This is a genomic window from Betaproteobacteria bacterium (assembly GCA_016791345.1).
In the GTDB taxonomy this organism is placed as follows: domain Bacteria; phylum Pseudomonadota; class Gammaproteobacteria; order Burkholderiales; family JAEUMW01; genus JAEUMW01.
This window is the reverse complement of the sequence record JAEUMW010000051.1, coordinates 1-10,936: the sequence shown is the minus strand read 5'-3', so window position 1 is coordinate 10,936 and position 10,936 is coordinate 1. Positions and strand designations below refer to the sequence as shown.

The 10,936-nt window shown below is 66.6% G+C and carries 10 protein-coding genes; 4 read left to right on the top strand and 6 right to left on the bottom strand.

The window, feature by feature from the left end:
* The 6 genes from JNK68_01885 to JNK68_01860 form a co-directional block, all read right to left on the bottom strand.
* On the bottom strand, window positions 1-125 hold a 125-nt coding region (locus JNK68_01885; GenBank protein ID MBL8539099.1), incomplete at its 3' end, for an NAD-dependent deacylase.
* 135 nt (window positions 126-260) lie between these two features.
* Window positions 261-1,769 carry a DegQ family serine endoprotease gene (locus JNK68_01880; protein MBL8539098.1) on the bottom strand — a complete coding sequence of 503 codons (1,509 nt, stop codon included), beginning with the start codon at window positions 1,767-1,769 and terminating at the stop codon, window positions 261-263.
* Between the two features lie 87 nt (window positions 1,770-1,856).
* Window positions 1,857-3,221, bottom strand: coding sequence for a sensor histidine kinase N-terminal domain-containing protein (locus JNK68_01875; GenBank protein ID MBL8539097.1), 1,365 nt, complete (start codon window positions 3,219-3,221; stop codon window positions 1,857-1,859).
* A complete protein-coding gene (locus tag JNK68_01870; GenBank protein ID MBL8539096.1) occupies window positions 3,218-3,880 on the bottom strand; it encodes a response regulator transcription factor in 663 nt (220 codons plus the stop codon). The genes JNK68_01875 and JNK68_01870 overlap by 4 nt, the downstream gene beginning before the upstream one ends.
* Before the next feature lie 105 nt (window positions 3,881-3,985).
* Window positions 3,986-4,324 (bottom strand): PepSY domain-containing protein, encoded by a 339-nt coding sequence (locus JNK68_01865; GenBank protein ID MBL8539095.1) that lies wholly within the window; start codon window positions 4,322-4,324, stop codon window positions 3,986-3,988.
* A gap of 168 nt (window positions 4,325-4,492) precedes the next feature.
* Window positions 4,493-5,266, bottom strand: coding sequence for an alpha/beta hydrolase (locus tag JNK68_01860; GenBank protein MBL8539094.1), 774 nt, complete (start codon window positions 5,264-5,266; stop codon window positions 4,493-4,495).
* Window positions 5,267-6,113: 847 nt separating this feature from the next.
* On the opposite strand from JNK68_01860, the gene JNK68_01855 reads away from it, so the two are divergent.
* From JNK68_01855 to JNK68_01840, 4 genes are all read left to right on the top strand, one after another.
* The gene (locus JNK68_01855) at window positions 6,114-6,848 is read left to right on the top strand and encodes a response regulator (GenBank protein ID MBL8539093.1); all 735 of its coding nucleotides are present in this window, start codon (window positions 6,114-6,116) and stop codon (window positions 6,846-6,848) included.
* A gap of 38 nt (window positions 6,849-6,886) precedes the next feature.
* Window positions 6,887-7,375: a response regulator gene (locus JNK68_01850; GenBank protein MBL8539092.1), complete on the top strand. Its 489-nt coding sequence runs from the start codon at window positions 6,887-6,889 to the stop codon at window positions 7,373-7,375.
* Window positions 7,354-9,906, top strand: coding sequence for a response regulator (locus JNK68_01845; GenBank protein ID MBL8539091.1), 2,553 nt, complete (start codon window positions 7,354-7,356; stop codon window positions 9,904-9,906). The genes JNK68_01850 and JNK68_01845 overlap by 22 nt, the downstream gene beginning before the upstream one ends.
* A 262-nt stretch (window positions 9,907-10,168) precedes the next feature.
* Entirely contained in the window at window positions 10,169-10,612 is a 444-nt protein-coding gene (locus JNK68_01840; GenBank protein MBL8539090.1) for a hypothetical protein, read from the top strand.
* Window positions 10,613-10,936 lie beyond the last annotated feature (324 nt).

Below are 10,936 nucleotides of genomic sequence, written 5' to 3'. Positions count from 1 at the left end.
GTGGCGAGCTCTTCCGGGCGGAAGCGTGCCCAGAGACCGGTCATGGCATCGCGGAAGGTGGGGATGCCGGATTCGGCCGAGATGCCGGCGCCGGTGAGCACGACCACGCGGCGGGCGTCGTGCATTCGTCGGGTGAGCGCTGCAGGAATCGCGACCGGCGGAGTGAGCGTCATCGGTCCTCTCCGGCAAGAAAAAAAGGGGCCGGCTCCGCACGGCCCCGCAAGGGGAGAGTATAGAACGATGGCCTGGCGGCCGTGAGATCAGCCCTGGTTGGGTGCCACCGGGATGAAGATGGTGGCATCACCGCGCTTGACGAGCAGCGCCAGCGGCGCGCCCTTCGGCGCCTGCTCCAGCGTCTTGCCGAGGTCCTCGGTGTCGCTGATGCGCGCGCCGTTGACGCCGACGATCACGTCACCCTGGCGGATGCCCGATTTCGCGGCCGGGCCCTGTGCCCGCTCGACCTTGACGCCGCCTTCCAGCCCGAGCGCCTTGCGCTCGCGTGCGTCCAGTTCCGACACGGAAAGTCCCAGGCTCGACATCTTCTTGGCATCGCCTGGCGCGCCGCGGCCGGCTGCCTGCGCGAGCTTGTCCGAAGGTGCTTCGCCGATGGCGACGGTGGTCTTCTGCTCCTTGCCGTCGCGCAGGTAGACCACGGTAGCCTTGGCGCCCGGCTTGGTGGCGGCGACCAGCGGCGGCAGCGTGGAGAATTCCTCCACCTTCTTGCCGTCGTACTCGACGATCACGTCACCGGACTTGAGTCCGGCCTTCGCGGCAGCGCTGTCCGGGTCGACCGCGGCAACCAGCGCGCCTTTCGCGTCCTTCAAACCGAACGACTTGGCGAGATCGCCCGAGATCGACTGGATGCGCACGCCGAGCTGGCCGCGCGTCACCTTGCCGTGCGCCTTGAGCTGATCGGCAACGTTCATGGCGATGTCGATCGGGATCGCGAACGACACGCCCATGTAGCCGCCGGTGCGGCTGTAGATCTGCGAGTTGATGCCGATCACCTCGCCGGACAGATTGAAGAGCGGTCCGCCCGAGTTGCCGGGATTGACCGCCACATCGGTCTGGATGAACGGCACGTAGCTGTCGTCCGGCAGCGAACGACCCTTCGCGCTGACGATGCCGGAGGTCACGGTGTTCTCGAAGCCGAAGGGCGAGCCGATCGCCGCAACCCATTCGCCGACACGGACCTTGCCCGGGTCGCCGATCCGGAGCGCCGGCAGGTTCTTCGCGTCGATCTTCACCACCGCGACGTCGGTGCGCTTGTCGACGCCGACCACCTTCGCCTCGAACTCGCGCCGGTCGGTGAGCTTCACGGTCACCTGGTCGGCGCCGTCCACCACGTGCGCATTGGTCAGCACGTAGCCGTCTTCGCTCACGATGAAGCCGGAGCCCACGCCGCGCTCGGGCCCTTCGCGGCCCGGTCGATCCTCGGGGCCGGGCATCGGCATCGGCATGCCGAAGCGCTTGAAGAACTCGAACATCGGGCTGTCTTCGGGAATGCCGGGCAGTTCCGGTGAGTTCCCTGCAACGTTGTCACCACGCGTCACCGAGATGTTCACCACAGACGGACCCGCCGCGTCCACCAGGGCGCTGAAATCGGGAAGTCCACCGGGGGTCTGCTGCACCACCGAGGGTGCAGGCGCGGCATGGGCCTCGGCGAGCTTGGGCATGTGATCGCTGGAGCAGCCGGCCGCGAACGCGGCGATGACGGCCGCTGCGACAGCGCTGCGTACAACGCGCGTTTTGTTGCTGGTCATTCGCATCTCTCCTTGAGCGTGTCGACGAAGGCCACCGGCCTCCACGCCATGCATCCTAGGCAGCGATGCTTAAGCCAGACTTAAGGTCTCAGTTTAGAACACTGCACACTGCCGGGCGGCGGGAAAGCGCAGACGAACGCGCAGACCGCAACCACTTGCGCCCTCCGCCAGTTCGATGATCGCCCCGTGGCGCTCGGCCAGACGCTTCACGATCGCGAGCCCGAGCCCGCTGCCGGTGCCTTCGGTGCCGGCGCGGCGATAGAAGCGGTCGAAAACACGCCCGCGTTCCTCCGGCGGGATGCCGGGGCCGGTATCGACCACTTCCAGCACGGCGCCGCCGCGTCCGAACGCGACACCGATGTCGACCTGGCCGCCGGCCGGCGTGTAACGGATCGCGTTGTCGAGCAGATTGCCGAGCAGCACGCGCAGGCCGTCGGCATCGCCCTGCACGGAGACGGGCGCTGCCTCGCTCACGCCGAGGTCGATGCCCTTGGTATGGGCGAGCGCGGCGCGCTCGCCGGCGACGCTGCGCGCGAGCTCGTCCAGGCGCACGGCGCTGAACGGCCGCTCGGCCGCTTCCGGCTCCAGCCGTGCCATGGTCAGCAGCTGTTCGGTGAGATGGGCGGAACGCTCGACGCCGAGTTTGAGCTGCGCCAGCGCAGCGTCCCGCTCCTCCTGCGTGCGCGCCGATGCCAGCAGCTGGATCTGCAGCTTGACCGCGGTGAGCGGCGTGCGCAGCTCGTGCGCCGCATCGGCGGTGAACTCCCGCTGCGCCGCCAGAGCCTGTGACAGGCGCCCGAGCAGGTCGTTGAGCGCGCTTACCAGCGGCCGGATCTCCGCCGGCAGATCGGTCGCCGCGATCGGTTCGAGCGAGGTCGGGCTGCGCCGCGCCACTGCGCCGGCGATGCGTTTGAGAGGGGCGAGTCCGCTGCCTACGCCGAACCACACGATGAGACCGAAGGCGGGAATGAGCGCGAGCAGCGGCAGCAGCATGTGCTCCGTGATGTTGCCGACCATCTCGCGGCGCAGCGCCATCGGATGTGCCACCTGGATCACGCGGCGGTCTTCGAGCGTGGTGTAGACGCGCCAGTCCTCGCCTTTCCACCGCATGTGGCTGAAGCCGGTTCGCACCGCGCGTGGCAGGTCGGTGCCCGGCCGCGAGTAGTAGAGCAGCGTGCCGCCGCGGTCCCAGACCTGGCTGATGAAGTCGGCACTGTCGTCGTCATCGTCGTCGTCCCCGAAACTCCCGTCATGACGCGGGTCGAACGGGCGCGCGGGCACGCCGGCAGGGCCGAAGGGCTGCCTGCGCAACGAGAACGCGAGCTGCTGCAACTGATAGTCGAAGAGCTCGTTCACGTCCTCGCGCGCTTCGAGCAGGCTGGCGGCGACAGCGCTCACCGTGGCGATGGTGAGCGCGGCGATCAGCCAGACGAGGAGTCGCTGGCGAATCGAGGTCATGGCTTGTCGCCGATCATGTAGCCGACGCCGCGGATGTTGCGGATGAGCTCGGCGCCCAGCTTGCGGCGCAGATTGTGGATATGGACCTCGACGGCGTTGCTTTCGACCTCTTCGCCCCAGCCGTACAGCCGCTCTTCGAGCTGAGCGCGCGAGAGCACGGCGCCGGGGCGGTCGAGCAGCGCTTCCAGCAGTGCGTATTCGCGGGCGGACAGGGCGACCGGCGCGCCCTTGAAGCGTGCCTCGTGCCGCGCCGGATCGAGCGCCAGCGCACCGTGCTCGATCAGGCTCTCGGCGCGGCCGGCCGCGCGCCGCGCAAGCGCCCGGATGCGCGCCGCCAGTTCGTCGAGATCGAACGGCTTGACCAGGTAGTCGTCGGCGCCGGTGTCGAGCCCCTTGATGCGGTCGGATACCGCATCGCGCGCGGTGAGGACGACCACGGGAATCGCATCGCCCTTGCGGCGAATGTCGGCGAGCAGGTCGAGGCCGGATTTCTTCGGCAGCCCGAGATCGAGCAGCAGCAGGCCGTAGCGCTCGCCCGCCAGCGCGAGTTCCGCGGCACGACCATCGCACACCCAGTCGACGGTGAAGCCGGCACGCCGCAGGCCTTCCTGCACCGCCGCGCCGATCATGGCGTCGTCTTCGACGAGGAGGATTTTCATGCTGAGGGAAAGAAAAAGCCCGGTCCGAACATTGTATCCGTGACCGGGGTGAGGCTGCCCCGCGGTGCTCGAACCGGGGCAAGGGGAGACAACCGTCAGTGCATTTCAGTCGTCGTCGTCATCGTCGTCGTCATCATCCAGCCAACTCGTAAGCCGACTCTTCTGCTGGACGGCGAGCACTTTCCCGTCGGTCGCGTCGACATGGATCTCGCGTACACCGTCGGCACCGACGACCTTCACCTCGTAATAGATGCCACGCGCGCCGCGTTCGAGTTCAGCCTCGACCGCGCGGCCGTTGGCCTGGGCCTCCGCGGCGGCGATGGCCTGCGTGATGGTGATGGCGGGGGTAGTCCCGCCGCCGGTGTTGCCGTCCGCGGCATGGGCGGTGCCTGCGGCGAGGGCGCTGGCGAGCAGCGCAGCGGCAAGGGCTCGTCTCTTTCTCATGGAAACCTCCACTGATCGCGATGGGGCGGAGGACGACCGCCTCCGCACGCCTCGCATGCTGCGCCGCGTGACTTAAGGCAGGCTTAAGGAACGTCCGCACAAACAAACCAGCACCCGTTGGTGAGCGGATGCTGGTTGCCGAGGGTCGCACGCTCGCCGAGGGCGAGCCTATTTCTTAATACTGCGCGCGGCCTTTTCGATGACGGCCGCAACCTCTTTCGGGTGCGACTCGTACACCGCGTGGCTCGCGCCTTTGATCTCGACCGTGGGGCTCTTGGCGCGGCTGTAATACCAGCGCTCGAGATCGGGGTTGATGATCTGGTCGCTTCCGGCAACGATGCCCCAGCTCGGCTTGGTCTTCCACGCGGCGGCGGTCAGCGGCGTACTGAACACTTGAGCCGCGGCAAGCACCTGCGAGTGCGCCACGAACTCCGCCCGCTCACGCGGCAGATCGGGCGCGAACAGCTTGGGAAACTGCGCCGGGTCGAGATAGGTGAATGCGTCCGGTGTCTTCTTGATCGCGCCCGCGGTCCCGGCGAGGACGCTCGGCGTTTTCCTGCCGAGTGCCGCCTCGTCTTCTCCGACATCGGGGGCGTGCGCGGCGACGTACACGAGGCCGGCCACGTTGGGATGAGTCCCGGCCTCCGTGATGACCGAGCCGCCGTAGCTGTGGCCGACGAGGAGGGCGGGCCCGTCCTGCAGATCGAGCACCCGCCTCGTTGCGGCGACATCGTCAGCGAACGAAGTTTCGGGTTCCTGCACCATGGTGACCTTGAAGCCGTCCTGGGTGAGGATGTCGCTGACGCCTTTCCAGCCCGAGGCGTCCACCCAGGCGCCGTGGACGAGGACGATGTTCTTGAGGGAATCCGCGCTCGCCGGGACTGCAGTCGAGACAAGGGACAAAGCGGCCAGAAGGGCAAAGCAGGTTTCGCGAAGTTTCATGTCGATGACTCCTGATAGATGACTGTGTCTGGGAAACTGTCTGGAGATTTTCTCCAGGTGCCATGTTCGCGGCTTCGCGCTACCGAACGATATCGACGCGATGACATATGAAACGTCGTGACCGGGCCTTGACCATCGGGCGTTGCGGGTGCGATGTGCGCGACCAACCGCCGAGACTCGTGCAGGCACAGCTGCGTGCCTCTCGCCAGGCGCCTCACACCGGCGCCTTTGCCGCCAACAGCAAGGGCCCGCTCGCCGCGACGGCGAAGACCAGCGCCCAGGCTGCCAGCGACCGAAGCAGTTGCACGGCGCGCGACTCCCTAAGATCTCGCGTGCCGTGCGTCGCGGCCGGATCTCGCGGCGGGTCCAGCGGGAGCGAGCGTTGCGCGGTAAGCCCTCTTGCGCCGACGGTTGACCCCGATTTCATGACGCACTCCCATGACTGACGGTCTTCTGTCCGGCGTGACGGCGGGCGGTCTGCACGCCCTTCGTTCTGCGCCGCGCCCAAACGCGTGGAACGCGCCCAGGCTTCGGACACCCCGACCGCGATCAAGGTGAGCGCGAGGATTACGCCGACAACGTCCAGTTCCATGTTCATCTCCGTCTTCCTTGGTCCATTGCCGACATTCAAGGCCATCCGCGACACCACACCATTTCAAGCACGGGCAGGGGAAGTTACAGGTGAAATGACGAAGGGCGTCCCACGCGGTGTCAGTTCTTCGGAACCATCACCGCGCACTCGCAGGCGAGCGGTTACCGCGAGCAGCTGGAGTCGCCGTCAAAGCACGCCGTCCCCGACCGGACCGTGTACACTTTTCGGGACCTGGAGATGCCCGACTCCAATGCGATGAATCCCGTCATTCCGCCCCATGTCCTCGCCGTCGACGACGATCCGGCGATGCGCCAGCTGATTGCCGACTATCTCGTCGAGAACGGCTTTCGCGTGACCGGGGTTGCGACAGGTGCAGAGATGATGCGAACCATGGCGGAGCAGACCATCGACGTGGTCGTGCTCGATCTGCGGCTTGCCGACGAGGATGGGATGGAGCTCGCGAGGAAGCTGCGCCAGGATTCAACGATCCCGATTGTCATGGTTACCGGGAAGAAGGACGAGGCCGATCGCGTCATGGGGCTGGAACTTGGCGCGGACGATTACGTCACCAAGCCGTTCAGTCCGCGCGAGCTGCTCGCCCGCGTGCGGGCGGTGCTGCGCCGCTACAAGGTCGTGCAGGACCTGTTGCCGGCGCGTGATGAAAAGCGGCGCGCGTACCGGTTCGCCGGCTGGGAGCTGAATCTGCGCACCCGCCGGTTGAACTCCCCCAGGGGCGAGCGGATCGAGCTCACCAATGGCGAATTCAGCCTGCTGCAGGCGTTTTGCGCGGCGCCGGGGCGAATCCTTTCGCGCGACCAGTTGCTCGACCTCTCGCGGCTCAACCGCGCCGAAGTCTACGATCGATCCATCGACGTGCAGATCCTGCGACTGCGGCGCAAGATCGAAGCGAATCCGGCACAGCCGGAATACATCGTCACCGAATGGGGCGCCGGCTACCTTTTCGACGTGCCGGTCGAGGTGCTCTACTGAGGGCGCTGCGCTCATTGCAATTGTAATCGCGGCACTGGTTGCCGAAATCGGAGCGAAGCCAGGGCGCGATCCAATTCCGATCGGAAGAACGGACCCGTATCCGTTCGATGGATCGGATGATGTCGGGTATCGTGATCATCGAAGACGACGAGCCGATGCGCACGTTGCTGGTCGAGTGGTTGACGGCGGAGGGGTATCACGCCCGCGGCGCCACGAGCATGGGCGCTGAGGTGCAGGCTCCGGCCGACCTCGTCATCGTCAACGTCTACATGCCGCGCCATCTCGGCGGCGAGCGGCTGCGCCCGGTCCGCTCCACCTACCCGCACGCGCCGATCATCGCGATTTCCGGGCAGTTCCACTCCGGCATGCGTTACGCCGGCCCGGCGGCCGGTGCGCTCGGCGTCGAGCGGGTGATCCCCAAACCTTTCGACCAGCAGGCGTTACTGGATGCGGTCCGCTCCGTCATCGGCCCGCCCGGCCTCATGGTGGTACGCGAGCGCACCGAATGCGAGATTCCGCAGCGGTAGCTGGAGCGTCCGCCGCTGCGACGCGGGCTGCGCGACTGCGTCGCTGGGTGGTCGTCATCGGCCTTTTCGCCATCGTCGCGAACGTCGCCGTGTCCGCCTACGACCAGTGGAGCTCCTACCGGTTCGCGGTCGCCAACAACAGCCGGGAGCTCGTCAACGCCGCGCGCATACTCGCTGCGCAAACGGCGGGAAGCCTGAAGACCGTCGACGTCCTCCTGCGTGACACCGCCGACTGGTATCTGCACCGTGGTTCGAAAGCTACGCTGGAAGCGGAAGCGGCGCTCGCTGCCCGCGCCGATGGATTGCCGCAGCTCTTGTGGATCAGCATCTCGGACGCACAAGGCATCCAGAGATTCCGCTCGCGCGCCCCCACTCGCCGGAACGTCGATATCAGCGATCGCCCGTACTTCACGGCTCACCGGGACAACCCCACGCTTGGCCTGTACGTCAGCGAGCCGCTCGTGACGCGCTCCGAGCGATACGACACGATAGGCCTTTCGCGCCGCCTCGCCGACGACAACGGAGCGTTCGCGGGCGTCGTGACGGGCTTCATGAACCTGACGAAATTCCAGGAGTTCTATCGCCAGATCAATCTCGGCCAGCAAAGTGCGATCTTTCTGGTGCACGAGCGCGGCGCACTGATCGCTCGCGAGCCGCCCATCCCCGAGCGGGTGGGGACGCGTGTTCCCGAGCACATGACCGTCGCCGACGACTCGGCGATGCTGGTGACCTCCGCGCTCGACGGGGTGCGGCGCTACGTGGCGCGCGCGCGCGTCGATGGCTTTCCACTGGTGATCGGCGTCGCCCGGGAAGAGTCCGCGGTATTGGGCCCGTGGCGGACGGAGGCGCTGCGTGTCGCCATCCGCACTGCGGTTCTGACTTTGCTGATTGCGGCAGCGATCGTCGCGCTGGTCCGTCAGCTGCGGCGCGTGGAACTCGGAGAGCGCGCGCTGCGCGAGAGCGAGGAGCGTTATGCCCTCGCCATGGAGGGGGCCAACGAAGGCCATTTCGACTGGGACCTGGAAGGCGGTCGCTCATTCCTCTCGGAGAAGATGAAAGCGTTGTTCGGACTTGCGCCGGATGCACCGATCACGTCGCGGGCCGAGCTTCTCGCGAGCGTGGACATCCACCCCGACGACGGGCCGCTCGTGGATGCGGCGTTTCAGGCTCACCTCGCGGGGCACACGCCAAGCTATTCCGTCGAGTATCGAGTCCGCCATCCGGACGGAGAGTGGCACTGGCTCCTGGTGCGGGGGCGCTCTTTGCGCGATGCCGCCGGAAAGGCGTACCGCGTCGTGGGCTCGGCGATCGACGTCACGGAGCGCAAGCGCGCGGAAAGCGAGAAGGAGCGCCTCGAAATCCAGCTCAGGCGGTCGCAGAAGATGGAAGCCATGGGGACGCTGGCAGGCGGCATCGCCCACGACTTCAACAACATACTCGGCGCGATCCTCGGCTACGGCGAGCTCGCGCAGAAGAACGCCGTGGAAGGCAGCGTCGTGCGGCGCTACGTCGACAACGTGATGCACGCCGGGGGCAGGGCCAAGTCGCTGGTCGAACGCATCCTCGCCTTCAGCCGCAGCGGCCTGGGGGAGCGTGCGCCCGTGAACGTTCAGGCGGTGGCGGAAGAAACGCTCGAGTTGCTGGCGGCGTCGCTGCGGCCGGACATACGACTCGTGCACAAGCTCGACACCGGGGACGCCGCAGTGATCGGTGATGCCACTCAGCTGCACCAGGTCCTCATGAACCTGTGCACGAATGCCGTGCAGGCCATGCCCGACGGCGGCGAACTCACGGTGCTCCTCGAGCGGGAAGAGGTGCGCGAGCAACGCGCCCTCGCGCATGGCGAACTCGCGCCGGGTCCGTATGCACGGTTCACGGTTCGCGATACCGGCACCGGCATCAGGCCCGAAGTCCTCGATCGCATGTTCGATCCGTTCTTCACCACCAAAGGAGTCGGACAGGGAACGGGGCTGGGACTTTCGCTCGTGCACGGCATCGTCGCCGACGTGGGCGGTGCGATCGACGTTGCCAGCTCACCCGGACAGGGCACGGCTTTCACGGTGTGGCTGCCGCTTGCGGGCGTGGCGCCACGGCCTGCAAGCAGCGTCGTCGAAGAGCTTCCGACTGGCAACGGCGAGGTAATCATGGTGGTCGACGACGAGCCCGCGCTGGTCGAGCTTGCCGAGGAGATGCTGGCGGAACTCGGCTACGAACCGGTCGGCTTCCGGTCCAGCACCGCGGCGCTGGAATCGTTCGCCGCCGCCCCGCACCGCTTCGATGCCGTGATGACGGACGAAATGATGCCGGAGCTCACGGGGAGCGCGCTCGCGCTCGAAATCCGCAAGATCCGCAGCGATGTCCCGATAATCATCATGAGCGGCTACGTCGACGCCAGCGTCGCCGCGCTCGCACGCTCGGCAGGGGTGAGCGAAGTGTTGCGCAAGCCGCTCCAGGCGCGCGACATCGCCGAAGCGCTCGCTGCCGTGCTGCCGACTTCACAGGCCGCAGCCGGCGGTGCTGCCCATCGCTGAAGGAAGCGTCGCGTCGACTCCTCGTGGATCGGATCTCCGGATCGGTGGGCTCGGCGCGTGAGAATCTGATCACTCCCGGGTGAGCCGCTCCTTTCCGTCGATCTCCATCGCACCGCTTGCGTCTGTTACGTCTGCAACGCCCGCGTCGGTTTTCGAAATCGCTCTGGAACCGGTGGTCCGCAACATGGGAACCACGAAAGGCTGAGAAACAGCTGATCGGTATCCCGCGGTTTCACGGTTAACTCAACGAAGGAGCGTCATCATGATCAAGCAACTTGCGAAGAAGTCCATCCTTGCCGCAGCCACGGCCGCCGCTTTCGCCTGCAGCACGGTGACCCTTGTCCACGCCGCCGGCCCCTCGCAGGATCAGTTCCTCCAGGAACAGGAGCAGATCAGCGACGGCGCCGACGTCAACGCCATCGAGTACGGCTATCCCTCGGTGAAGACTTCGGCGCCGAGCGCGGCTGGCGTCAACAAGGTGCAGAGCCGGTTCTTCCGCGAACAGGAGCAGATCAGCGATGGTGCCGACGTCAACGCCATCGAGCACGGGTACACCTCGGGCAAGGCGCGGGTGGCGCAGAGCACGGCGCGCGCCGATACGCTGCAGACCGAGTTCGTGGAAGAACAGGAGCAGATCAGTGACGGGGCCGACGTCAACGCCATCGAGCACGAGTTTGACTCGGCGAAGAACCAGAAGGGTATCTGACGCAGTCGCTTGCGGCGGTTGTGGTCGAGGAAGGGGCCGAAAGGCCTCTTCCTTTTTTTGCGGCCACAAGTCGCTGGTATTCGGTACCACAACCCGCAACACCTCACCCGGGACTCATGTCGAGCCGCGCGCAGTCGTCGCGGGTCGCACCGAGTAACGAAACGACCTCTCGACCCTTCACACGTCACAGAGCTGGCTGCAAAGGCAGCGCAGGCAGTGATCGAGGAGGCCGGTCCCGAGCCGCCTCCGCAAGTGCAACTATCCTTCCTTGCCCGCCTCGCACACCGCGATCGCGGTCATGTTGACCACGCGCCGGACGGTGGC

Bases quoted from the DNA above. Each gene is read 5' to 3' on its own strand.
- JNK68_01880 (MBL8539098.1), bottom strand. From the start codon at position 1,769: ATGCGAATGACCAGCAACAAAACGCGCGTTGTACGCAGCGCTGTCGCA.
- JNK68_01875 (MBL8539097.1), bottom strand. From the start codon at position 3,221: ATGACCTCGATTCGCCAGCGACTCCTCGTCTGGCTGATCGCCGCGCTC.
- JNK68_01870 (MBL8539096.1), bottom strand. From the start codon at position 3,880: ATGAAAATCCTCCTCGTCGAAGACGACGCCATGATCGGCGCGGCGGTG.
- JNK68_01865 (MBL8539095.1), bottom strand. From the start codon at position 4,324: ATGAGAAAGAGACGAGCCCTTGCCGCTGCGCTGCTCGCCAGCGCCCTC.
- JNK68_01860 (MBL8539094.1), bottom strand. From the start codon at position 5,266: ATGAAACTTCGCGAAACCTGCTTTGCCCTTCTGGCCGCTTTGTCCCTT.
- JNK68_01855 (MBL8539093.1), top strand. From the start codon at position 6,114: ATGAATCCCGTCATTCCGCCCCATGTCCTCGCCGTCGACGACGATCCG.
- JNK68_01845 (MBL8539091.1), top strand. From the start codon at position 7,354: ATGCGAGATTCCGCAGCGGTAGCTGGAGCGTCCGCCGCTGCGACGCGG.
- JNK68_01840 (MBL8539090.1), top strand. From the start codon at position 10,169: ATGATCAAGCAACTTGCGAAGAAGTCCATCCTTGCCGCAGCCACGGCC.